Below are 23,441 nucleotides of genomic sequence, written 5' to 3'. Positions count from 1 at the left end.
CTCCTCAGGCGGCGTTCTTGAGTTTCGGGTCCAGCGCATCGCGCAGGCCGTCACCCATCAAGTTGATTGCCAGCACGCTGAGCAAAATGGTCAAACCAGGCAAGCTCACCACCCACCAGGCGCGTTCGATGTAGTCACGGGCCGAAGCCAGCATGGTGCCCCACTCAGGGGTTGGCGGTTGTACGCCAAGGCCGAGGAAGCCCAGGGCCGCGGCATCAAGGATCGCCGAGGAGAAGCTCAAAGTGGCCTGTACGATCAGCGGCGCCATGCAGTTAGGCAGCACGGTGATGAACATCAGGCGTGGCAGGCCGGCGCCGGCGAGGCGGGCAGCGGTCACGTAGTCGCGGTTCAGTTCGCCCATCACCGCAGCGCGGGTCAAGCGCACATAAGACGGCAGCGACACGATAGCGATGGCAATCACGGTGTTGATCAGGCCAGGGCCGAGGATCGCGACGATGGCCACGGCCAGCAGCAGCGACGGCAGGGCCAGCATGATGTCCATCAAGCGCATGATGGTTGGGCCAAGCATGCGCGGGAAGAACCCGGCGAACAGACCCAGGAGGATGCCCGGGATCAGCGACATCACCACCGAGGACAGGCCGATCAGCAACGACAGGCGCGAGCCCTGGATCAGACGCGAGAGCAGGTCACGGCCCAGTTCATCGGTGCCGAGCAGGAACTGCATCTGCCCACCTTCCAGCCAGGCTGGCGGGGTGAGCAGGAAGTCGCGGTATTGCTCGCTCGGGTTGTGCGGCGCTACCCACGGGGCAAACAGCGCGCAAAACACCACCAGCAACATGAACAACAGGCCGGCAACCGCGCCTTTGTTCTTGGAGAAGGCTTGCCAGAATTCTTTGTACGGGGACGGGTACAGCAGGCTTTGATCGACTGCTGACACTTGAGTAGGTGTGGTCATGGTCATGATCTCAGCGCTGGTGACGGATGCGTGGGTTGGCGAAGCCGTAGAGGATATCCACCACGAAGTTCACCAGGATCACCAGGCAGGCGATCAACAAAATGCCGTTTTGCACCACCGGGTAGTCCCGCGCGCCAATGGCTTCGATCAGCCATTTGCCGATGCCGGGCCACGAGAAGATGGTTTCGGTCAGGACCGCACCGGCCAGCAGGGTGCCGACTTGCAGGCCGACTACGGTAAGCACCGGGATCAGCGCGTTACGCAGGCCGTGTACGAATACCACGCGCGCCGGCGACAGGCCTTTGGCCTTGGCGGTGCGGATGTAGTCTTCGCGCAACACTTCAAGCATCGACGAACGGGTCATCCGCGCAATCACCGCCAGCGGGATGGTGCCGAGCACGATGGCCGGCAGGATCAGGTGGTGCAGGGCGTCGAAGAAGGCGTCCGGCTCGTCAGCCAGCAGGGTGTCGATCAGCATGAAGCCGGTGCGCGGCTCAATGTCGTAGAGCAGGTCGATACGCCCGGAAACCGGGGTCCAGCCCAGGCTTACGGAGAAGAACATGATCAGGATCAGGCCCCACCAGAAGATCGGCATCGAATATCCCGCGAGGGAGATGCCCATCACCCCATGGTCGAACAGGGATCCTCGTTTAAGTGCCGCGATCACCCCGGCCAACAGGCCCAGGATACCGGCGAACAACAGGGCGGCCATGGACAGTTCCAGGGTCGCGGGGAAGAGGGCGGTGAATTCGGTCCACACGCTGGTGCGTGTGCGCAGCGATTCGCCGAGGTCGCCTTGGGCGAGCTTGCCTACGTAATCAAAGTATTGCGCATAGAGCGGCTTGTTCAGGCCAAGGCGTTCCATTGCCTGTGCGTGCATCTCGGGGTCGACTCGTCGTTCGCCCATCATGACTTCGACGGGGTCGCCAGGGATCATGCGAATCAACGCAAACGTGAGCAACGTGATGCCGAAAAACGTGGGGATCAATAACCCCAATCGGCGGGCAATAAAACTAAACATCTTGTTGTGTACCTCAATCAGCCGGTTAGGCAGGTTCGGCACCGTCAATGTCGACGGTGCCGAGCGTCTTCTCTTATTTACTTCACCTGGGTGGTGGCGAAGTTATTTGTGGTCAGAGGGCTTTGGGTAAAGCCTTCGACGTTTTTGCGCATGGCGGTGAACATTTTCGGGTAAGCCATGGGAATCCACGGTTGGTCTTTTTCGAAGACATCCATGGCTTGTTCGTAGAGTGCGGCCCGTTTCGAGGGTTCCTCGATGGCGCGCGCTTTGTCGATCAAGTCCTGAAACTCTTTGTTACACCAGCGGGCGTAGTTTTCGCCGTTTTTCGCTGCATCGCAACTCAGGTTTGGCGTGAGGAAGTTATCCGGGTCCCCGTTATCCCCTGCCCAACCGGCGGAAACCATGTCGTGCTCGCCATTTTTAGCGCGTTTGAGCATCTCGCCCCATTCCATGACCTTGATGTTCACCTTCAGGCCGATCTGCGCCAGATCCGCCTGCATGCGCTGGGCGCCGAGCATCGGGTTCGGGTTGGTCGGGCCGCCGCCATTACGGGTGAACAGGGTGAACTCGGTGCCTTCCGGTACACCGGCTTCCTTGAGCAGGGCGCGGGCCTTGTCGAGGTCACGTGGCGGGTTTTTCAGCTTGTCGCTGAAACCCAGCAGGGTTGGCGGGTACGGGCCGGTGGCATCGATGGCGTTGCCTTTGCCGTACAGGGATTCGTTGTAGCCTTTTTTGTCGAACGCGATGTTGATCGCGTGGCGCACCCGCGCGTCGCTCATGTACTTGTGGGTGGTGTTCAGCGCAGTGTAGGCGGTGGTCATCGCCGCCAGCTCCGCAACCTTCAGGTTCGGGTCGGCCTTCATGCTCGGCACGTCATCCGGTTTCGGATACAGCGCGATCTGGCACTCGTTGGCCTTGAGCTTCTGCAAGCGCACGTTGTTGTCGGTGGTGATCGCCAAAATCAGCGGGTCAGCCGGCGGCTTGCCACGGAAGTAGTCCGGGTTGGCCTTGAAACGCACCTGGGCGTCTTTGGCGTAACGGGTGAAGATGAACGGGCCGGTGCCGATAGGCTTGGCGTTCAGGTCATCGGTCTTGCCGGACTTGAGTAACTGGTCGGCGTATTCGGCGGAGTGAATCGAGGAAAACGCCATGGCCAGGTCGGCCAAAAACGGTGCTTCAGGACGGGTCAGGGTAAAGACGACGGTGTGATCGTCGGTCTTCTCTACGCTCTTGAGCAGTTCCTTGAAGCCCATGCTTTCGAAATACGGGTAGCCCACGAGAGACTTGTTGTGCCAAGGGTGATTCGGGTCCAGCTGGCGCTGAAAGCTCCAAAGCACGTCGTCGGCGTTCATGTTGCGCGTGGGTTTGAAGTAGTCGGTGGTGTGGAACTTTACATCGTCACGCAGGTGGAAGGTGTAGGTCAGGCCATCAGCGCTGATCTCGGGCAGGGCCTTGGCCAGTGCCGGTACAACTTCGGTGGTGCCGGGCTTGAAGTCCACCAGGCGGTTGAACATGGTTTCAGCGGCGGCGTCGGCGGTTACTGCGGTGGTGTACAGAACCGGGTCAAAACCTTCCGGGCTGGCTTCGGTGCAGACCACCAGCGGTTTGGCTGAAACGCCGATCGCAACGCTCAACAGCGCAGCGGCAATGGCAGCTTGTAGCGGGAGCATTTTCATTCAGAGCCCTCTGCAATCGATTAAACCAGACAAGCGTAGACGGCGGGCTCGTGATGAGCCCACCGTCTACCTGGTGCTAATTAAAGAATGTTGAACGGGATGGTGGTGACCAGGCGGAACTCACGGATGTTGCCGTCAGCCTGGTTGGCGCTGGCACGGTGAGTCACGTAGGTACCACGGATGGTGGTGGCCTTGAGTGCGCCGCTCTGAATGGCGTACGAGGTGCCTACACCGTATTCCTGGTGTTTCTCGCCGTCCTGGGACTGGATGCCGTTGTAAGCGAAGCCTTTCACGCCGCCGTCGCCGGTGTAGTGAGTGCCGTCGATGCCCCAGCCGCGAGCCGAGTAGATGTTGAACTTCAGGCCCGGCACGCCGTATTCGGCCATGTTGATGCCGTAAGCGATCTGGAACGATTTCTCGTTCGGACCGTTAAAGTCGGACGTCAGGGAGTTGGCCAGGTAGATGCCGTTGGTTTCGTGCAGGTAGTCGAAGTACTCGTTACCGTTAACTTCCTGGTACGAGAAGGTCAGGCTGTGAGCCTGGTGAGTCAGGCCCAGCGACAGCGAGTAGGTGTCGTTGTCGATCTTGCCCATCAACTTTTTGCCTTCGTCCACGGTCTTGTAGTAGTTCAGGCCGGTGGTCAGGGACAGGGTCTGAGCATCACCCAGTTCGTGGGTAGCGCCGAAGTAGTACTGGTTCCAGAAGTCTTTGACTTGAGCGCCGAAGAAGCTGGTTTTCAGGCTCTTGAACGGCTGGTAGTTCACACCGGCGGTGTAGACGTGATCCGCTTCCTGGCCATTGCCGTATTCACTGCGGAATTTCGACAGGCTCTGTTCGGTACGTGGCGACACGCGGTCGAAGTAAGCGCCCTGGAACGACAGGTTGCTGAATTCTTCGCTGTTCAGCGCGAAACCTTCAAAGCTCGATGGCAGCGCACGGTTGCCGATGGTGTCGACGATGCCGCTGCTGAAGTTCTGGCGACCGGCGGTCAAGGTGGTGTTGGAAACACGGAACTTGACGTTGGCCAGGCCCAGTTTGCTCCACTGGTCGACTGCATCACCGTCGGAGTCGGCCAGGGTACGGTTGGAACCACCCTTGATGTCGCGCTTGCTGCTGTCCAGCACGATAGCGTTGTAGGCCGCGACTTCGGTAGCGACGCCCACGGTGCCTTGGGTAAAGCCCGAGCTCAGGTTGAGGATAGTGCCCTGTACCCAGTTGGTACGGTAAGCGTCAGTGCGCGCTTCGCCGTGCTTCTGGTAGGTGAACTTGCCGCCACGGAACTTCTGTTCGTTGGAGAACCAGTTACGGGTGGTACCGCCCAGGCTTGCGCCGTCGACAAAGCCCTTGGCCTCGCTTTGGGCGCTGGTGCCGGCCAATGTGGTAGGAACGAAGTCCTGGCTCTGGGTTTCCGCAAATGCGGTTGCCGTGATGCTGCTGATGGCCAGGGCCAGAAGCGCTTTGCTGCTCAGTTTCATGGGTGGAGCTCCTTTGGTTCTCTTTTTAATGCCGGTCTTTTTAGGTGAACCGGCTATTGGGTGTGTAACTCGCTCAAGCTGTTGCAAACGTTTGCTGTAGGATAATTCCCAACAAAAGGCTGCACGTTTGCGGGAGAGCCAATTTGGCTCCCCACCATCCGGTTATTTTCTTATGGGTTGATACTGACGCCCGAAAACACGTTGCGACCGAAGGGGCTGACTTTGAAACCTTCGACTTTGGCGCTTAACGGCTGGTTGACCGTCGAGTGGGCGACGGGCGTGATCGGCACTTGCTGTTTAAGCAATTGCTGCGCCTGTTTGTACAGAACAGTCCTTTGTTCACGGTCGGTCACGACCTTGGCTTGCTTGATCAGCTTGTCGTACGCCGGGTCACACCACATGGAGTAGTTGTTCCCGCCGATGGCGTCGCAGCTGTATAGAGTGCCCAGCCAGTTGTCCGGGTCACCGTTGTCACCGGTCCAGCCGATCAGGCTGATATCGTGCTCACCGTTCTTGGTGCGTTTGATGTATTCGCCCCATTCATAGCTGACGATCTTGACCTTGAGGCCGATCTTGGCCCAATCGCTTTGCAGCATCTCGGCCATCAGCTTGGCGTTGGGGTTATAGGGACGCTGCACGGGCATGGCCCACAGGGTGATCTCGGTGCCTTCTTTAACGCCGGCGGCCTTGAGCAGTTGCTTGGCTTTTTCCGGGTTGTAGGCGGCGTCCTTGATGCTGTCGTCGTAGGACCACTGGGTCGGTGGCATGGCGTTGACCGCCAGTTGGCCCGCGCCCTGGTACACAGCATTGAGGATGCTCTGCTTGTTCACCGCCATGTCCAGCGCCTGGCGCACTTCGAGCTGGTCGAAAGGTTTGTGGCGCACGTTGTAGGCGATATAGCCGAGGTTGAACCCCGGCTTGGTCAGCAGTTGCAGGTTCGGGTCGGCCTTGAGCGCATCAACATCGGCAGGACGCGGATGCAGGGTCACCTGGCACTCACCAGCCTTGAGCTTCTGCACGCGCACCGATGCATCGGTATTGATCGCAAAAATCAGTTGGTCCAGCTTGACGCGGCTCGGATCCCAGTACTGTTTGTTGCCCACATAGCGGATCTGCGAGTCTTTCTGGTAGCGCTGGAATACAAACGGGCCAGTGCCGATCGGCTTCTGGTTGATGTCGCTGGGCTTGCCTTCTTTCAGCAATTGTTCGGCGTACTCGGCCGACAGGATCGAGGCAAAGCTCATGGCGATGTTCTGCACAAACGCGGCGTCAACCGTGTTCAGGGTCATCACCACGGTGTAGGGGCCGGTCTTTTCGACCTTGGCAATGTTCTTGTTCAGGCTCATCCCGTTGAAGTACGGAAACTCGGTAGGGTAGGCCTTGCGAAACGGGTATTCAGGGTCAAGCATGCGGTTGAAGGTGAACAGCACATCGTCGGCATTGAAGTCGCGCGTCGGCTTGAATTCCTTGTTGCTGTGGAACTTCACCCCTTCACGCAGGTGAAAGGTGTAAGTCAGGCCGTCTTCGGAAATATCCCACTTGGTTGCCAGCCCAGGCACCACGTTAGTCGCACCTTTTTCGAACTCAACCAGGCGGTTGTACAAAGGCTCCGCCGCGTCGTTGTCGGTGGCGGTGGTGTACTGCGCGGTGTCGAACCCGGCCGGGCTGCCTTCAGAGCAGAACACCAGGCTCTTCTTTTCGGCGGCTTGGCCCATCGTGGCCACAGCCAGCAGGCTGGTGCCAAAAATTGCGGATAGAACAGTGGTATGGCGCATGACGATCCCGATCCTTGTTTGTTGTTGTCACCAGCGAGCGATCACCCAGGCGTCAGACCTGGGAGACATCACTGATCCCACATACAGCAAGTGCCTTTCCTATATTGGAGCTTCTGCTGTCCTACGACGGTATGGGTCGCGGAGCCTGCAGTAAATGCGCCAAAGCGGACTGACCTTGTAGGCAATGGATGCACAAGTCGCAGTTCATTGCTGTAGGACGGCAATGTTGCGGATGTGGTCTGTTTCCTATGGTCTAGGCGGATGCAATAACGGCGACGTTATGAAACGTCGCCGCTACTGGGCCTTACTTGCCGCTTACGCTAACGCCGTAAAAGGAGTTCAAGCCAAACGGGCTGATCTTGAAGTCCTGCACGGTGTTGCGCATGGGTTGATACACCGTCGAGTGCGCGATAGGTGTCATCGGGACTGCATCTTTGAGGATATGTTGCGCCTGCTTGTACAGCTCGGTGCGTTTGGCGACATCCGATGTGGCTTTGGCTTCTTTGACGATGCCGTCGAATTTCTTGTCGCACCATTTGGAGAAGTTGTTACCGGCCAGCGAGTCGCAGCCGAACAGCACGTTCAGCCAGTTGTCCGGGTCACCATTGTCGCCGCTCCAGCCAATGATCATGGCCTGGTTCTCGCCGCCTTTGGAGCGCTTGATGTACTCGCCCCACTCGTAGCTGACGATGTTGACCTTCAGGCCGATCTGTTTCCAGTCGTTCTGCAGCATCTCGGCCATCAGTTTGGCGTTCGGGTTGTACGGACGTTGAACCGGCATGGCCCACAGGGTGATCTCGGTGCCTTCTTTAACGCCGGCTTCCTTGAGCAGTTCCTTGGCTTTGGCTGGATCGAACTTCGCATCTTTGATGGTGGTGTCGTAAGACCACTGGGTCGGCGGCATGGCGTTGACGGCCAGTTGGCCTGCGCCCTGGTACACGGAGTCGATGATCTGCTGCTTGTTCACCGACATGTCCAGCGCTTCACGTACGCGCAGGTCAGACAGTGGGTTGGCGGCGGTCTGGCCCTTGAGCACCGGCATAACGTTGTAAGCGATGTAGCCCAGGTTGAAACCGGCCTGGTGCGGCAGTTTCAGGTCCTTGTCTTCGCCCAGTGCCTTAAGGTCGGCCGGACGTGGGAACAGGGTGATCTGGCATTCGTTTTTCTTGAGCTTCTGGATACGCACCGACGGGTCGGTGGTGATGGCGAAGATCAGGTTGTCGATCTTCACGTCATCCGGCTTCCAGTAGTCCTTGTTGCCGGTGTAGCGAATGTTCGAGTCTTTCTGGTAGCTCTTGAACACGAACGGGCCAGTGCCGATTGGCTTCTGGTTGATGTCTGCAGCTTTGCCTTCCTTCAACAGCTGGGCGGCGTATTCGGCTGACTGGATGGAAGCGAAGCTCATCGCCAGGTTCTGGATGAAAGCGGCGTCCACAGTGCCAAGGGTGAACTTGACGGTGTGGTCATCGACTTTCTCGATGTTCTTGATGTTGGTGTCCATCCCCATGTCCGTGAAGTACGGGAACTCGGTGGGGTAGGCTTTGCGGAACGGGTCGTCCTTGTTGATCATGCGGTTGAACGTGAACAGCACGTCGTCGGCATTGAAGGTACGGGTCGGCTTGAAGTACGAGGTGGTGTGGAACTTCACGCCATCACGCAGGTGGAAGGTGTACGTCAGGCCATCCGGGGAAACGTCCCAGCTGGTGGCCAGCCCAGGAATCACAGCAGTGCCGCCGCGTTCGAACTGGGTCAGACGGTTGAACATGGTTTCGGCCGAGGCATCGAAGTCTGTTCCGGTGGTGTACTGGCCTGGGTCGAAACCGGCCGGGCTCCCTTCGGAGCAGAACACCAGGTTAGTCGCCGCTTGGGCGAAAGGAGCTGCGGCCATAAGGCCAGCGCTAACAAGTAACGGAAGGACTGCGTGTTTAAGCATGTTGGCCTCATGATTTGTTGTCATTTTTGGTGGTGAGGGCGACCTCGTGAGTCGGCCTGCGGATACTTATGCAGGGGCCATACCCATTGCAAGATGCTGAACCGTTGCAAGAGGAAAACTGTGGTACGAACGTACAGGAATGTCGCATTTATGAAAGTTTGTACATAAATGCATATATATAGAGGGTTTTTTCGGTGCATTACACGCACCAAAAAAGCCCAGCCGAGGCGTCTGGCGCACTCGGTTGGGGCGCCCTTGTTACTTATCTAGACTGACACCGTAGAACGGCGTCAGTCCAAACGGGCTGATCTTGAAGTCCTGCACTTCCTTACGCAGTGGCTGGAAAACCGTCGAGTTCGCAATAGGCGTTATAGGTACTTGTTCCTTAAGTATTTTTTGCGCCTGTTGATACCACTTGATGCGTTGCTCGCGGTCGCTGCTGACCTTGGCTTGCTGCACCAGCTTGTCGTATGCGGGGTTACACCATTTGGCGTAGTTGCTGCCTTTGACGGCGGCACAACTGTAGAGCACGCCGAGCCAGTTATCGGGGTCGCCGTTGTCACCGGTCCAGCCGTAAATCATCGCGTCATGCTCGCCATTTTTGGCGCGCTTGATGTATTCGCCCCATTCGTAGCTGATTATGTTGGCTTTGATACCGACCTTTGCCCAATCCTGCTGGATCATTTGTGCCGACATGCGCGCGTTGGGGTTGGAGGCACGCTGTACGGTCATGGCCCACAAATTGATGGTGGTACCTGGTGCAACCCCTGCTTCTTTTAGTAGCGCCCGGGCCTTGGTCGGATCGTAGGGCGCATCCTTGATCGTGGGGTCATAAGACCACTGCGCGGGTGGCAGCGCGTTCTGCGCCAATTGTCCGGCGCTTTGGTAAACAGCCTTGATAATTGCCGGCTTATCGATGGCCATATCCAGCGCCTGGCGCACTTTGAGCTGGTCCAGCGGCGGATGGGTCACGTTATAGGCCAGGAAGCCCAAATTGAAACCGGCCTGTTGCAGCACGCGCAAATTGGGGTCTTGTTTCATTATCTCAATGTCGGACGGGCGCGGGTAACCGCTGACCTGGCATTCGCCAGCCTTGAGTTTTTGCAGGCGTGCGGCCGCGTCCGGGGTGATGGCGAACACCAGGTTGTCGAGCTTCACATCCTCGGGCTTCCAATATTGTTTATTGGCCACGTAGCGAATCTGCGAGTCTTTCTGGTAGCGCTTAAACACAAACGGGCCTGTACCCACCGGCTTCTGGTTGATCTCTTCGGCTTTGCCTTCTTTGAGCAATTGAGCGGCGTACTCGGCTGATTGCACCGAGGCGAAGCTCATGGCCAGGTTCTGCACGAACGAGGCGTCGACGTTGTTCAGGTTGAACTGCACGGTGTGCTCGTCGAGTTTTTCGACACTTTTGATCGTGGTGTTCAACCCCATGTCGGTGAAGTACGGCGACTCGGACGGGTAGGCCTTGCGAAATGGACTGTCGGCATCCAGCAAACGATTGAAGGTGAACAGCACGTCGTCCGCGTTGAAGTCGCGGGTGGGCGTGAAGTAGTCGGTGGTGTGGAATTTGACGCCATCACGCAAATGGAAGGTGTAGGTCAGGCCGTCTTTGGACACATCCCAGCTCGTCGCCAGGCCCGGCTCAACCTCGGTGCCGCCACGCTTGAACTGGGTCAGGCGGTTGAACACGGTTTCGGCGGAGGCATCAAAGTCGGTGCCGCTGGTGTACTGGCTGGGGTCGAAACCGGCGGGGCTGGCTTCGGAGCAGTAGACCAGGGTGCTGGCCGCCTGAGCCATCGGCATAAAAGCCAGGAGGCCTGCGGCAAGGAGCAACGGTTTTAAGGTGATTCTTTCCATGGAGACCCCTGAAGTGGCCGCTCTATGAGGCAGCCCAAACGAAAACGGCGGTCACCGAGGTTACCGCCGTTCAGGCTTGTCAGGTAGAGGTCACTGCATCTGGACTTCAATCACCCCATCAGCACTCATGTTGACCTGGCTGGTGCCAGCTTCAACTTCCGGGGTCGGCGCCGAATCCGCCATGGCCGCTTTCATCATCATGCCGCCGTTTCGCGCGTACGGCATCGGGTAACCGTTGGTGTTGAAGTTCAGGTTCACAATCTTGTAACCCTTGCCACCCAACGCATCAGTTGCGAGCTGCGCACGAGCCTTGAACGCGGCGACCGCATCCTTGAGCAACGCATCTTCGCTGGACTTGCGCGTGGCGTCGGCAATGGCGAAGTCCATGTTTTCCATTTTCAGGGTGTTCAACAGCTCGCCGGTGAGCTTGGACAGTGCCGGGAAGTCGGCACTTTCCAGGCGCAGTTCAGCGCGCTCGCGCCAGCCGGTGATCTTCTGGTTCTTGCTGTCGTAAATTGGATAGCTGTTGCGGCTGCCTTGGCGCAGGGTCACGCCTTTGACTTCGCGTGCTTCGCCTAGCGCCTTGTTCATGGTGTTGGTGATTTCGGCAGCGAGTTTGGCCGGGTCGGCATTTTGCGACTCGGTGTACAGCGTGACGATCATCTTGTCGCGGGCAACCTCCTGGCTGACCTCGGCGCGCAGGGAAATCTGGTTGTAGTTCAGCCCTTCGGCGGCCAACGCGGGGAGGCTGGCAAGGGTGGCGACGCCGAGGGTGATAACAGCTGCACTGCGAGTGAAACGAGACATGGAAGCTCCTTGAGGGATTCGTGTTCGGTATGACTGTAGACGGTGGCATCGGGTTCTTCGGGTTTACACATTACCTACAAGTGGACCCGGTGCCGACGAACGGTCATGTCCTCGACCTGCGTCAAAGAGCCACACGCGCCGTGCCGGCGGGTCTGCTTCGTTTATACTCGTGCCGATCCGCCTGCAGCGCTCACCGGGAGAGCACATGCTCGCCGCCGTAAAACTGACTTCCGCCACACGCCAGAACCTTTGGCGCCTGACGTTCATCCGCACCCTGGTACTGGCCGCACAGGCCGGCTCCGTCGGGCTTGCCTATTGGTTCGACCTGCTGCCGCTGCCCTGGCTGCAATTGGGTGTAACCCTGGCGTTTTCCACGGTGCTTTGCGCGTTCACTGCCATCCGCTTGCGCACCACGTGGCCGGTGACCGAACTCGAGTATGCGCTGCAGTTGGCCTGCGACTTGTTTATCCACAGTGTGTTGCTGTATTTCTCCGGTGGTTCCACCAATCCTTTCGTTTCTTATTACCTGGTGCCACTGACCATCGCCGCCGTAACCTTGCCCTGGCGCTACTCGGTGGTGCTGTCGGGAATTGCGCTGACGCTCTATACCTTGCTGCTGGCGCAGTTCTATCCGCTGCAAACCTTTCCCATCGCGCGCGAAAACCTGCAGATCTACGGGATGTGGCTGAGCTTTGCCCTGTCCGCCGCCGTCATTACCTTTTTTGCCGCACGCATGGCCGAAGAGCTGCGCCGCCAGGAAGAACTGCGCGCCATTCGCCGCGAAGAAGGCCTGCGCGACCAGCAATTGCTCGCCGTCGCCACCCAGGCTGCCGGCGCCGCCCACGAGTTGGGCACGCCGCTGGCGACCATGAGCGTGCTGCTTAACGAAATGACCCAGGACCATCACGACCCGGTGTTGCAAGAAGACCTCGGCGTGCTGCGCGAACAGGTCAAGCAGTGCAAGCAGACCTTGCAGCAACTGGTGCGCGCCGCCGAAGCCAATCGCCGCCTGGCGGTAGAGATGCAGGACGTGACCCAGTGGCTCGACGAGGCCCTGAACCGCTGGCACCTGATGCGCCCCGAAGCCAGTTACCGCTTTCATCTATTAGGGCAGGGCAGTGTGCCGCGCATGGCGCCGCCGCCGGACCTGACCCAGGCCTTGCTCAACCTGCTGAACAACGCCGCCGACGCCTGCCCCGAAGGCCTGGGTGTACAGCTGGACTGGGACGCCGAAAACGTCACCATCAGTATTCGTGACCACGGCGCGGGCGTGCCGCTGGCCATTGCCGAGCAGATTGGCAAACCCTTTTTTACCACCAAGGGCAAAGGCTTCGGCCTCGGCCTGTTTTTGAGCAAGGCCAGCGTGACCCGCGCGGGCGGCTCAGTGAAGCTCTATAGTCATGAGGAAGGTGGCACGCTCACCGAGCTGCGCCTGCCCCGTGTCGCACGAGGAGATATCGATGAGTGACGAGATCCAAGTCGAAGGCGAAGAACTGCCGCACCTGTTGCTGGTAGATGACGACGCTACCTTTACCCGCGTGATGGCGCGCGCAATGAGCCGTCGTGGCTTTCGCGTAAGCACCGCAGGCTCGGCTGAAGAAGGCCTGACCATCGCCCAGGCCGACCTGCCGGACTACGCCGCGCTCGACCTGAAAATGGACGGCGACTCAGGCCTGGTGCTGTTGCCCAAGCTGCTGGAACTCGACCCGGAAATGCGCGTGGTGATCCTCACCGGTTACTCCAGCATCGCCACCGCCGTCGAGGCCATCAAGCGCGGCGCCTGCAACTACCTGTGCAAGCCGGCGGACGCCGACGACGTGCTGGCTGCCTTGCTCTCCGAGCACGCCGACCTCGACACGCTGGTGCCGGAAAACCCGATGTCGGTGGACCGCCTGCAGTGGGAACACATCCAGCGTGTGCTCACCGAGCACGAAGGCAATATCTCTGCAACCGCCCGCGCGTTGGGCATGCACCGTCGCACCTTGCAACGCAAGTTGCAGAAACGCCCGGTACGGCGCTGAGTAGACGGGCCAGTCTGCTGAAATGCCCGGAAAATCCGGTTATTTCAGCAGTGCCTGCAGTCATTCCAACGCTGTTTCAAGCGGGCTTCAACCGAAATAGTTGGGGAACTTATTTGGGCCCAGGTACAGGAAGTTCGACGGTTTCAGCTTGATGTCCTTGGGCATCCTTAGTTCGATGAACGGGCTCCCGGCAGTAATTGCGCCGAGTTGCTCCGGAATTTGGTCGGTGCTGAAGATCACCATGTAGTCACCCCTGCCCACATAACGCTCGTTACCTAAAAACAACAGGTCTTCGACGTTCTCGCTGTTGAATTGCTGACCCGGGGGATTGACGTACACGCCTCCCTTTGAACCCTCGCGCGTTGCGCCACGCGCTGCATCATTGATGGCTTGGCCCCGAGCAATCGCTTCTGCTCCTGCCTTGTCGGTGTAGTGGATATAGACCGGTTGGCCGTTGTGCATGCCCGAATCCACTATCGATTGCCAATCTTGATGATTGATCAGTGACTGACCCGTCGCGGCGGGTGGAATAGTATTGTCTTCCGAAAGTGGTTTTTTCTGCGGCGCAGGCTTAATGGTTTTCTTGCCTCCGCCCTTCATTTTGTTTAAACGCCATTCGCCCTTGCCCGCCGACTCCAGGAACATCGCTGTTTTCCCAGTGGCTGAATCAATGACCCGAACGTAGCCATTCTCGATTTTATAGTTCCGGCTGATTTCATATGCCCTGCTGATATCTGTGCCATCCGTGTAACGGACAAAGAACCGGTCGCCCACTTGATAGGTGCCGTCCCCTCTTAGGGTGCGGCCCTCAAGGAAGTTATCAGGCATGGCGTGAGCGCTGAAGTCGGGCAACTGTCGAGACATGACCTGTGGTTGTAGATGCGACGGCTCCGGGGTGGTTGGTGCAGGTTTATCATCGACGTGCAGCGTATTGGACTCGATGTTGTCGGCGACGCCTTCTACTGACTTGCCCGCTTTGACGAGTTGCGGGATCACGACGGTAGCGGCATTGAACACACCGAATACAATGCGCTCCGTGCCAGTGGTTTTACCGTGCATTGTGTCGTCAATGCCTATCACCGTGGTGGCTAAGCCGTCTGCCAGGTAAAAGGCATCCAGTGCCAATGCCACTTCAGGCATCACCAGTGCCAGCGGAGCCAGAAACAGGGCGATTTTTTCGGTTTTTTTCAGCGCTGATAAAATGGCCTTTTTGGTTTCGTCTGCATCACTGGTTATCTGGACATCGGCATCGGCATAGGAACGATCTTTCTGACGTTTCGCGATTTCATCGAACGGCAGGTGGCAGGGTTCTGTGGTGATGTGCGCTTGCGGATCCCAGAAGCCGGTGAAGGCCCTGTGGTCGTAATTGAATAAACCGCCTGGGGTTTCACGTTTTTCAGGCCAGGTACCGAGGCCCGCCAGCGTCTCGTCCAGGCCCGCGCGTGCGAACCCGTTGGGTTTGTCTTTCAAGGCAAAGTGCAAAGCCATCGCCGCACGTTTAGCCGGGTCAGCCATTTGTTTTGCGATCCATTCCTTCATGTCCGCCTGGCTGCTGAAGCTGTGTATAGGGGAAGAGTTCCCGGATATGTAAAGCAGGGTCAGCGCAGGTGTGCTCTTGGTATCCGTTATGTACATAAGGTCGGTGGATTGATAGCTACCAAGCTTGATTAAACCCATTTCAATGGTGGGATCATTGGCTGGATTCTTCTGTAAGTCTTCGTACTTGATGTCCGGCCATGACGCTTGATTACCGGACATTCCTGCCGCTCGCATGATCAACTCGCGACCTTGCGAGGTCAGGCTGCCCTCTTGATGCTGGGCCATCGCGGATTGGATGAATGAGGCTTTGGCCATCACGGGGTATTTGCCCAGGTGGCGGGTCCAGAAGTCATCCAGAAACGCCTTATAAGGCTGTTGAAAGTCAGCCTTCCAAATCAGTTTCTTGAACTCGGCTGGCGTGATCGAGCTCTGGTTTCCACCGTTGTAGACCGGTGCAGGTTCTTCGGAGGACTCTTTATAAATACCTTGAAAAGTATGGGTGGTGTTGGCCTGTTCCCGGTAGGGATTGAAACGACTTGAAAGGTCGAACGTCTCCGGTTTGAGTGTTTCCAGATCAGGCTTGACGATGACTTCCGGCCCTCCCGCGTAGAAGGGCACTTCATACCCTTGCCCTGAAGGGGTGCCCTGTGCATTTTGAATGAGTGCCTGGGTCAGCGAGATTCTTTGGATTACTTTTGCGGGGTAAGGCCTTTGGCCTGTGGTGTTGTAATCAAACGTCACCAGAAAAGCGTTATCAGGGTCGATATCCCACTGTTCTTTTTCCGCCGGGGTCTTTGCCTTTTTCGCGAACTCTGCAAATTTTTTGTTGAGGAACTGTGCAGCCTCTTGTTCGACACTGTTGAACGAGTCGGTGATTTCTTGCGTGGCCAGCTCAATGTCGATGTTGCGGCCCAGATTGGCCTGGGGTGGTACTTTCTCACCTAGCCCTATACGTTTGTCTGGATCAGGATTGACGCTGACTGTTTCGAAGCCGTTCTCTGGCGACCCGTCAAGCAACCTGACTTGCGGCACAAGTTCTTGATAGGCAGGCGAGCGGGAGTCGATCGCACGCTTTTGGCGAACACCAGGGTTGATTGGGTCACGCTCGTTTTCGGGCGGCAGCTTTGGCTCATTCAACGCCAGGTTAGGGCTGATGCGTCGGTTTCCGATGTGCATAGAGGAGCCTCGAACAGGAATGTTTATTGACTGTTTCCTGTGTGGTGCGGCGGTCGGCAACGTTCCATGGCCTATGTCATCTGCTTTTTCTTGCGAAATAACACGAGGTATCGCGGCGCGTACTGCATCAAGCTAGTGATGCATCCTTTACGGCGCTGAACAAAGTCTGAACAATCCGCTTCAGGCTGCACGGAGCCCTGAACCGATCGTCTATGATCGGTTCAAACGCCTGTCACATTTCCTTACAGAGCCTGAACGATGAATCAGAACGCTGAGTATTCCGCGGTCAACGACGCGGTGCGTGGGCATTTTTTTCGCCGAACCTGGGCGCTGATAGCGCCTTACTGGCGCAGCGAAGAGAAGGGCAAGGCCTGGGTCTTGCTGGCAGCAGTGATTGCCCTGTCGCTGTTCAGTGTGGCCTTTTCCGTCTGGATCAACCATTGGTACAAGGACTTCTACAACGCCTTGGAGAAGAAGGACACGGCCGCCTTTTGGCAACTGATCGGCTATTTCTGCATGCTCGCCGCCGTGGCGATTGTTGCTGCGGTCTACCGCCTGTACCTGACTCAGATGCTGACGATTCGCTGGCGTGCCTGGCTCACCGAAAAGTATTTCGCGCGCTGGCTTAGCCACAAGAACTACTACCAGTTGGAACAGGGCGGTTATACCGATAACCCGGACCAACGTATTTCCGAAGACCTCAATAACTTTACGTCGACGACGTTGAGCTTGAGTCTGGGGCTGCTGCGCAACGTCGTCAGCCTGGTGTCGTTCTCGATCATCCTGTGGGGTGTGTCGGGCAGCATCGAAGTCTTTGGTATCACCATCCCCGGCTACATGTTCTGGTGCGCGCTGCTGTATGCCGCCGTCGGCAGTTGGCTGACGCACCTGATCGGCCGTCGTTTGATCGGCCTTAGTAACCAGCAGCAACGTTTCGAAGCAGACTTGCGTTTCTCCATGGTTCGCGTGCGGGAAAATGCCGAAAGCATTGCTTTGTACAATGGCGAGCCAAACGAAAATCAGCGTTTGAGTGCGCGGTTCGGCAAGGTCTGGCACAACTATTGGGACATCATGAAAGTGTCCAAGCGCCTGACCTTCTTCACCGCTGGTTATGAGCAGATCGCCATCGTTTTTGCGTTTATCGTGGCGGCACCGCGCTATTTCTCCGGCAAGATCGAACTGGGCGAGCTGATGCAAATCAACTCGGCGTTCGGCAATGTGCAGGGCAACTTCAGCTGGTTTATCACCGCTTACTCCGACCTCGCCAGCTGGCGCGCGACCAGTGACCGTTTGCTGAGTTTCCATCAGGCCATGAGCGAAAACGAGCAGCGTGCTCCGGCCATTGATGTGCGCCCGCAAGGCGAGCAACTGGTGGTGAAAGACCTGGGCATGGACCTGGCCGACGGCCGCCACCTGCTTACCGACGCGGACATGACCGTAGAGCCTGGCCAGCGCGTGATGCTCAGTGGGCGTTCCGGTAGCGGCAAAAGTACGCTGCTGCGTGCCATGGGCAACTTGTGGCCTGCGGGCCACGGCAGTATTCGGCTGCCGACGGCGCGTTATCTGTTCCTGCCGCAAAAGCCTTACTTGCCGATTGGCAGCCTGAAGGCCGTGTTGAGTTATCCACAAGACGACAGCGCTTACCCGGCCGAACGTTATGCACAGGTCCTGGAAACCTGCCGTTTGCCGCATCTGGTCAGCCGTCTGGATGAGGCCAACCATTGGCAACGCATGCTCTCGCCCGGTGAGCAGCAACGCCTGGCCTTCGCCCGCGCCTTGCTGTTCGCGCCGCAGTGGATGTACATGGACGAAGCCACCTCGGCCATGGATGAGGAGGATGAAGCGAGCTTGTATCAGGCGTTGATCGATGAACTGCCGGGGCTGAGTATCGTCAGCGTCGGCCATCGCAGCAGCCTCAAGCGCTTCCATGGGCGGCATGTGCGGATCGAAGGTGGGCTGTTGCAGGAGCAACAACCGGCTTAAGGTCTTACGCGGTCAATGTGGGAGTCGGGCTTGCCCGCGATGGCGGTGTGTCAGGCAATGGAAGCTTTGCTGATACACCGCTATCGCAGGCAAGCCAGCTCCCACAGTTGACCGGTGTAGCCTGCTTGATTGAGGCCCACAAAAAAGCCCGGCTGATCATCGATCAACCGGGCTTTTTAGTGTTTGAAAAAAACTTACTTCTTCAAACCGTAATGCTCATCCAGCATGCCTGGGGCGTTCGGCGTTTTTGGCGCGTAGTCCCGGGGTGGCTCCTGGTTTTCCCGCGGTGGCGTCAAGCGCTCCCGTGGGGCTTGCGGTGCATCGGAATGCAACGCGGCCAGCAGGCGCTGGCGGGTGATGTCGTCGAGGGCGAGGCGGTTGGCGCCATCGGCGAGATGATCCTGTACTTCCTGGTAGCTCTGGGTGAGCTTCTTGACCAGGGTCGCGGTGCTGTTGAAGTGGGTAACAACCTCGTTCTGATAACTTTCAAAACGTTCCTGAATGTCATCCAGCTGACGCTGCGTGCGGTTAGGCGCGGCATTCGGCAGCAAGCGGGCAACCAGGAATCCAATGGCGACACCGGCAACCAGGGCAAGAGTCGGCAACAACCAAACTAAGAGCGAGTGTTCCACGAGTCCTTCCTCTATAAACGGCTTTGCTTTACGTTAACGGCTCGGACCTGCGCTGTATACCGCGATTAAGCTCGCAATGATGCCATGCACAGACTTTTAGCTAGACGAGTCGACCCTTTGAGAGGTCACGGAGTTCATTCCTTGCTCATGCGTGAAACCCCCGTTTTGATCGCTGGCCCGGTAGGCCAATTGGAAGCCTTGTACCTGGATCACCCCGAGCCACGCGGCCTGGCGCTGATCTGCCACCCTAACCCGGTGCAAGGCGGGACCATGCTCAATAAAGTCGTTTCGACCCTGCAGCGCACTGCCCGCGATGCTGGTTTGATTACTTTACGTTTCAATTACCGTGGCGTCGGCGCAAGTGCTGGCACGCACGACATGGCCGCCGGTGAAGTGGATGATGCCGAAGCGGCTGCTACCTGGCTGAGGGAAAAACACCCCGACCTGCCGATCACCTTGCTCGGTTTCTCATTCGGCGGCTACGTCGCCGCCAGTCTCGGTGGCCGCCTGGAAGCCAAGGGCGAAAAGCTGTCGCACCTGTTCATGGTCGCCGCTGCGGTGATGCGCCTGCGTGATAGCGACGTGCTGCCCCAAGACTGCCCATTGACCCTGATCCAGCCGGAAACCGATGAAGTGGTCGACCCACAACTGGTCTATGACTGGTCTGCGGCCCTCAAACGCCCCCATGAGCTGCTGAAAGTGGCAGAATGCGGACACTTTTTTCATGGCAAGCTCACCGATCTAAAGGATCTGGTGCTGCCGCGCCTCTCGAATTGATAGCAGTCTGATAAGCGATTACCCATGACGACTCGTACCCGTATCCTCACCGGCATCACCACCACCGGCACGCCGCACCTGGGCAACTACGCCGGTGCGATCCGCCCGGCTATCCTCGCCAGCCAAGACGCGAATGCCGATTCCTTCTACTTCCTGGCCGACTACCACGCCCTGATCAAGTGCGATGACCCGCAGCGCATCCAGCGCTCGCGTATGGAAATCGCCGCGACCTGGCTGGCCGGTGGCCTGGATGTGAACCGGGTGACTTTCTATCGCCAGTCCGACATCCCGGAAATTCCCGAGCTGACCTGGCTGCTGACCTGTGTTGCCGCCAAGGGCCTGCTCAACCGCGCCCACGCCTACAAAGCCTCGGTGGACAAGAACGTCGAAGCCGGCGAAGACCTGGACGCGGGCATCAGCATGGGCCTGTACAGCTACCCGGTGCTGATGGCGGCGGACATCCTGATGTTCAACGCGCACAAGGTTCCGGTGGGCCGTGACCAGATCCAGCACGTGGAAATGGCCCGCGACATTGGCCAGCGCTTCAACCACCTGTTCGGCAACGGTAAAGAATTCTTCACCATGCCCGAGGCGTTGATCGAAGAAAGCGTCGCCACCTTGCCGGGCCTGGATGGCCGCAAGATGTCCAAGAGCTACGACAACACCATCCCGTTGTTCACCAGCGCCAAGGAGATGAAGGAGGCGATCTCGCGGATCGTCACCGATTCGCGCGCGCCTGGCGAAGCCAAAGACCCGGACAATTCGCATCTGTTCACCTTGTTCCAGGCGTTTGCCAGCAAGGCTCAGGAAGAAGAGTTCCGCGCCGAGCTGCTGCAAGGCCTGGGCTGGGGCGAAGCGAAGAACCGCCTGTTCCAACTGCTCGACAGTCAGCTTGGCGAGCCGCGTGAGCGTTACCACCAGTTGATGTCGCGCCCCTCGGACATGGAAGACCTGCTGCTGATCGGCGCCAAGAAAGCCCGCGCCGTGGCCGCGCCGTTCCTTGCCGAGCTGCGTGAAGCGGTGGGCCTGCGCTCGTTCGTCAACCAGGCCGCCGCGCCGGTGGCGGCGAAGAAGAAAGCCGCGAAAGCTGCGCGCTTCGTGAGCTTCCGTGAAGACGACGGCAGCTTCCGCTTCCGCCTGCTGTCGGCCGATGGCGAGCAATTGCTGTTGTCGCGCAACTTTGCCGACGGCAAGGCGGCGGGTGCTGTGACCAAGCAACTGCAAAGCGGCGACGCGCTGGATGTGCGCACTGGGGCCACAGGCTTCAGCGTATGGCTGGACGGTGCGGCCGTGGCCGACAGCGCCGAATTTGCCGACGAAACGTCGCGCGATGCAGCCATCGCCGCCCTGCGCGTTGCGTTGACCCCCATCGAGGATTAACCCGACCAAGGGTTGATTGCCATTATCCAGGGCCGTCGTTACAGTGACGGCCCGTTTTTGTTGCCTTGCTAACGAAATTATGACGCCCCTAGAACGATATCAAGCTGATCTGAAACGCCCTGAATTCTTCCATGACGCGGCCCAGGAAAACGCGGTGCGTCATTTGCAGCGCCTGTACGACGACTTGGTCGCGGCCTCGCACAACAAGCCAGGGATGTTCAGCAAGCTGTTTGGCAAGAAAGACCACACGCCGGTCAAAGGCCTGTACTTCTGGGGTGGCGTGGGCCGCGGCAAGACCTACCTGGTCGACACCTTCTTTGAAGCACTGCCCTTTAAGGAAAAGGTGCGTACGCACTTCCACCGCTTCATGAAGCGTGTGCACGAAGAGATGAAGACGCTGCCGGGCGAGAAAAACCCGCTGACCATCATCGCCAAGCGCTTCTCCGACGAAGCGCGGGTCATCTGCTTCGATGAATTCTTCGTCTCCGACATCACCGACGCCATGATCCTCGGCACCCTGATGGAAGAGCTGTTCAAGAACGGCGTGACCCTGGTCGCCACCTCGAACATCGTGCCCGACGGCTTGTACAAGGACGGCCTGCAACGTGCGCGCTTTCTGCCGGCCATCGCGCTGATCAAGCAGAACACCGACATCGTCAACGTCGACAGCGGCGTCGATTACCGTTTGCGTCACCTTGAGCAGGCCGAGTTATTCCACTTCCCGCTGAACGAAGCGGCGCATGAAAGCCTGAAAAAGAGCTTCCGCGCGCTGACGCCGGAATGCACCCAAGCGGTGGAAAACGACAAGCTGATGATCGAGAACCGCGAAATCATCGCCCTGCGTACCTGCGATGACGTGGCCTGGTTCGAGTTCCGCCAGCTGTGCGACGGCCCGCGTAGCCAGAATGACTACATCGAGTTGGGCAAGATCTTCCACGCGGTGATCTTGAGCGGCGTGGAGCAGATGAGCGTTACCACCGATGACATCGCGCGGCGGTTTATCAACATGGTCGACGAGTTCTATGACCGCAACGTCAAGCTGATCATCTCGGCGGAAGTCGAGCTCAAGGACCTCTACACGGGTGGTCGCTTGAACTTCGAATTCCAGCGCACCCTGAGCCGCTTGCTCGAAATGCAGTCCCACGAGTTCCTGTCGCGCGGGCACAAGCCGTAAGCGACGTGCTTGAAATGAAAAAGGCCTGCAGTGATGCGGGCCTTTTTTATGGGTGATCTTCAAAGCAATGGAGATCACCTGTGGGAGCCGGGCTTGCCCGCGATGGCGGTGGGTCAGCAGCAGATGTATGCACTGATACACCGCCATCGCAGGCAAGCCAGCTCCCACCTTGGTTTGTGTTCGCCAGGGGTTATGCGGCCTGCAGTGATGCGGGCCTTTTTTATGGGTGATCTTCAAAGCAATGGAGATCACCTGTGGGAGCCGGGCTTGCCCGCGATGGCGGTGGGTCAGCAGCAGATGTATGCACTGATACACCGCCATCGCAGGCAAGCCAGCTCCCACATTGGTTTGTGTTCGCCAGGGGTTATGCGGCCAGCAGTGATGCAGGCCTTTTTTATGGGTGTTCTCCAGAACAATGGAGATCAACTGTGGGAGCCGGGCTTGCCCGCGATGGCGGTGGGTCAGCAGCCGATGTATGCACTGATACACCGCCATCGCAGGCAAGCCAGCTCCCACCTTGGTTTGTGTTCGCCAGGGGTTATGCGGCCTGCAGTGATGCGGGCCTTTTTTATGGGTGTTCTCCAGAACAATGGAGATCAACTGTGGGAGCCGGACTTGCCCGCGATGGCGGTGGGTCAGCAGCCGATATATGCACTGATCCACCGCTATCGCAGGCAAGCCAGCTCCCACCTTGGTTTGTGTTCGCCTGGGGTTATGCGGCCTGCAGTGATGCAGGCCTTTTTTATGGGTGATCTTCAAAGCAACGAAGATCAACTGTGGGAGCCGGGCTTGCCCGCGATGGCGGTGGGTCAGCAGCCGATGTATGCACTGATCCACCGCCATCGCAGGCAAGCCAGCTCCCACATTGGTTTGTGTTCGCCTGGGGTTATGCGGCCTGCAGTGATGCGGGCCTTTTTTATGGGTGATCTTCAGAACAATGGAGATCAAATGTGGGAGCCGGGCTTGCCCGCGATGGCGGTGGGTCAGCAGCCGATGTATGCACTGATACACCGCCATCGCAGGCAAGCCAGCTACCACATTGGTTTGTGTTCGCCAGGGGTTATGCGGCCTGCAGTGATGCGGACCTTTTTTATGGGTGATCTTCAAAGCAACGGAGATCAACTGTGGGAGCCGGGCTTGCCCGCGATGGCGGTGGGTCAGCAGCCGATGTATGCACTGATACACCGCTATCGCAGGCAAGCCAGCTCCCACATTGGTTTGTGTTCGCCAGGGGTTATGCGGCCAGCAGTGATGCGGGCCTTTATTTATGGGTGATCTTCAAAGCATTGGAGATCA

The 23,441-nt window shown here is 58.2% G+C and carries 17 protein-coding genes; 7 read left to right on the top strand and 10 right to left on the bottom strand.

The window, feature by feature from the left end; all coding sequences use genetic code 11:
• Window positions 1–4: 4 nt before the first annotated feature.
• The 8 genes from P5706_RS28335 to P5706_RS28300 form a co-directional block, all read right to left on the bottom strand.
• Window positions 5–916: an ABC transporter permease subunit gene (locus P5706_RS28335; protein ID WP_056859205.1), complete on the bottom strand. Its 912-nt coding sequence runs from the start codon at window positions 914–916 to the stop codon at window positions 5–7.
• 10 nt (window positions 917–926) lie between these two features.
• Complete coding sequence (locus P5706_RS28330; protein ID WP_285683489.1) at window positions 927–1,937, bottom strand: ABC transporter permease subunit; 1,011 nt, start codon at window positions 1,935–1,937, stop codon at window positions 927–929.
• Window positions 1,938–2,014: 77 nt separating this feature from the next.
• Complete coding sequence (locus P5706_RS28325; protein WP_285683486.1) at window positions 2,015–3,613, bottom strand: ABC transporter substrate-binding protein; 1,599 nt, start codon at window positions 3,611–3,613, stop codon at window positions 2,015–2,017.
• An 80-nt stretch (window positions 3,614–3,693) separates the two neighbouring features.
• Window positions 3,694–5,088 (bottom strand): OprD family porin, encoded by a 1,395-nt coding sequence (locus P5706_RS28320; protein ID WP_200430775.1) that lies wholly within the window; start codon window positions 5,086–5,088, stop codon window positions 3,694–3,696.
• A gap of 170 nt (window positions 5,089–5,258) precedes the next feature.
• Complete coding sequence (locus tag P5706_RS28315) at window positions 5,259–6,863, bottom strand: ABC transporter substrate-binding protein (protein WP_200430776.1); 1,605 nt, start codon at window positions 6,861–6,863, stop codon at window positions 5,259–5,261.
• Between the two features lie 304 nt (window positions 6,864–7,167).
• Entirely contained in the window at window positions 7,168–8,796 is a 1,629-nt protein-coding gene (locus P5706_RS28310) for an ABC transporter substrate-binding protein (protein ID WP_056859057.1), read from the bottom strand.
• Between the two features lie 258 nt (window positions 8,797–9,054).
• Window positions 9,055–10,656: an ABC transporter substrate-binding protein gene (locus tag P5706_RS28305; RefSeq protein WP_285683482.1), complete on the bottom strand. Its 1,602-nt coding sequence runs from the start codon at window positions 10,654–10,656 to the stop codon at window positions 9,055–9,057.
• Between the two features lie 90 nt (window positions 10,657–10,746).
• A complete protein-coding gene (locus tag P5706_RS28300; protein WP_200430778.1) occupies window positions 10,747–11,463 on the bottom strand; it encodes an SIMPL domain-containing protein in 717 nt (238 codons plus the stop codon).
• 205 nt (window positions 11,464–11,668) lie between these two features.
• Here P5706_RS28300 and P5706_RS28295 point away from each other — a divergent pair, with 205 nt between their 5' ends.
• Both P5706_RS28295 and P5706_RS28290 read left to right on the top strand, forming a co-directional pair.
• Window positions 11,669–12,931 (top strand): ATP-binding protein, encoded by a 1,263-nt coding sequence (locus P5706_RS28295; RefSeq protein WP_017138277.1) that lies wholly within the window; start codon window positions 11,669–11,671, stop codon window positions 12,929–12,931.
• Window positions 12,924–13,484, top strand: a complete 561-nt coding sequence (locus P5706_RS28290) for a response regulator transcription factor (protein ID WP_003171731.1) — start codon at window positions 12,924–12,926, stop codon at window positions 13,482–13,484. The genes P5706_RS28295 and P5706_RS28290 overlap by 8 nt, the downstream gene beginning before the upstream one ends.
• Window positions 13,485–13,571: 87 nt before the next feature.
• Here the strand turns inward: P5706_RS28290 and P5706_RS28285 are convergent, their stop codons facing one another.
• Window positions 13,572–16,199, bottom strand: coding sequence for a dermonecrotic toxin domain-containing protein (locus P5706_RS28285; protein ID WP_285683478.1), 2,628 nt, complete (start codon window positions 16,197–16,199; stop codon window positions 13,572–13,574).
• Window positions 16,200–16,457: 258 nt separating this feature from the next.
• Here P5706_RS28285 and P5706_RS28280 point away from each other — a divergent pair, with 258 nt between their 5' ends.
• Window positions 16,458–18,182, top strand: a complete 1,725-nt coding sequence (locus P5706_RS28280) for an ABC transporter ATP-binding protein/permease (RefSeq protein WP_285683476.1) — start codon at window positions 16,458–16,460, stop codon at window positions 18,180–18,182.
• A gap of 194 nt (window positions 18,183–18,376) precedes the next feature.
• Here P5706_RS28280 and P5706_RS28275 read toward each other — a convergent pair whose 3' ends face one another.
• Window positions 18,377–18,814 carry a Z-ring associated ZapG family protein gene (locus P5706_RS28275; RefSeq protein WP_285683474.1) on the bottom strand — a complete coding sequence of 146 codons (438 nt, stop codon included), beginning with the start codon at window positions 18,812–18,814 and terminating at the stop codon, window positions 18,377–18,379.
• A gap of 147 nt (window positions 18,815–18,961) precedes the next feature.
• Between P5706_RS28275 and P5706_RS28270 the strand changes: the two genes are divergently transcribed.
• From P5706_RS28270 to P5706_RS28255, 4 genes are all read left to right on the top strand, one after another.
• Entirely contained in the window at window positions 18,962–19,591 is a 630-nt protein-coding gene (locus tag P5706_RS28270; protein WP_285683472.1) for an alpha/beta hydrolase, read from the top strand.
• 24 nt (window positions 19,592–19,615) lie between these two features.
• Entirely contained in the window at window positions 19,616–20,971 is a 1,356-nt protein-coding gene (locus tag P5706_RS28265; protein ID WP_285683469.1) for a tryptophan--tRNA ligase, read from the top strand.
• 79 nt (window positions 20,972–21,050) lie between these two features.
• The gene (gene zapE / locus P5706_RS28260) at window positions 21,051–22,145 is read left to right on the top strand and encodes a cell division protein ZapE (protein WP_200430782.1); all 1,095 of its coding nucleotides are present in this window, start codon (window positions 21,051–21,053) and stop codon (window positions 22,143–22,145) included.
• A gap of 33 nt (window positions 22,146–22,178) precedes the next feature.
• On the top strand, window positions 22,179–23,420 hold the full coding sequence (locus P5706_RS28255; RefSeq protein ID WP_285683466.1) for a hypothetical protein: 1,242 nt from the start codon (window positions 22,179–22,181) through the stop codon (window positions 23,418–23,420).
• Window positions 23,421–23,441 lie beyond the last annotated feature (21 nt).

This window comes from Pseudomonas sp. ChxA, assembly GCF_030263855.1.
In the GTDB taxonomy this organism is placed as follows: Bacteria; Pseudomonadota; Gammaproteobacteria; order Pseudomonadales; family Pseudomonadaceae; genus Aquipseudomonas; species Aquipseudomonas fluorescens_CB.
This window is presented reverse-complemented; position numbering and strand designations above follow the sequence as displayed.

What these genes read in the sequence shown, in the direction of transcription:
- P5706_RS28335 (WP_056859205.1), bottom strand. Translation starts at nt 916, where the DNA reads ATGACCACACCTACTCAAGTGTCAGCAGTCGATCAAAGCCTGCTGTAC.
- P5706_RS28330 (WP_285683489.1), bottom strand. Translation starts at nt 1,937, where the DNA reads ATGTTTAGTTTTATTGCCCGCCGATTGGGGTTATTGATCCCCACGTTT.
- P5706_RS28325 (WP_285683486.1), bottom strand. Translation starts at nt 3,613, where the DNA reads ATGAAAATGCTCCCGCTACAAGCTGCCATTGCCGCTGCGCTGTTGAGC.
- P5706_RS28320 (WP_200430775.1), bottom strand. Translation starts at nt 5,088, where the DNA reads ATGAAACTGAGCAGCAAAGCGCTTCTGGCCCTGGCCATCAGCAGCATC.
- P5706_RS28315 (WP_200430776.1), bottom strand. Translation starts at nt 6,863, where the DNA reads ATGCGCCATACCACTGTTCTATCCGCAATTTTTGGCACCAGCCTGCTG.
- P5706_RS28310 (WP_056859057.1), bottom strand. Translation starts at nt 8,796, where the DNA reads ATGCTTAAACACGCAGTCCTTCCGTTACTTGTTAGCGCTGGCCTTATG.
- P5706_RS28305 (WP_285683482.1), bottom strand. Translation starts at nt 10,656, where the DNA reads ATGGAAAGAATCACCTTAAAACCGTTGCTCCTTGCCGCAGGCCTCCTG.
- P5706_RS28300 (WP_200430778.1), bottom strand. Translation starts at nt 11,463, where the DNA reads ATGTCTCGTTTCACTCGCAGTGCAGCTGTTATCACCCTCGGCGTCGCC.
- P5706_RS28295 (WP_017138277.1), top strand. Translation starts at nt 11,669, where the DNA reads ATGCTCGCCGCCGTAAAACTGACTTCCGCCACACGCCAGAACCTTTGG.
- P5706_RS28290 (WP_003171731.1), top strand. Translation starts at nt 12,924, where the DNA reads ATGAGTGACGAGATCCAAGTCGAAGGCGAAGAACTGCCGCACCTGTTG.
- P5706_RS28285 (WP_285683478.1), bottom strand. Translation starts at nt 16,199, where the DNA reads ATGCACATCGGAAACCGACGCATCAGCCCTAACCTGGCGTTGAATGAG.
- P5706_RS28280 (WP_285683476.1), top strand. Translation starts at nt 16,458, where the DNA reads ATGAATCAGAACGCTGAGTATTCCGCGGTCAACGACGCGGTGCGTGGG.
- P5706_RS28270 (WP_285683472.1), top strand. Translation starts at nt 18,962, where the DNA reads ATGCGTGAAACCCCCGTTTTGATCGCTGGCCCGGTAGGCCAATTGGAA.
- P5706_RS28265 (WP_285683469.1), top strand. Translation starts at nt 19,616, where the DNA reads ATGACGACTCGTACCCGTATCCTCACCGGCATCACCACCACCGGCACG.
- zapE (WP_200430782.1), top strand. Translation starts at nt 21,051, where the DNA reads ATGACGCCCCTAGAACGATATCAAGCTGATCTGAAACGCCCTGAATTC.
- P5706_RS28255 (WP_285683466.1), top strand. Translation starts at nt 22,179, where the DNA reads ATGCGGGCCTTTTTTATGGGTGATCTTCAAAGCAATGGAGATCACCTG.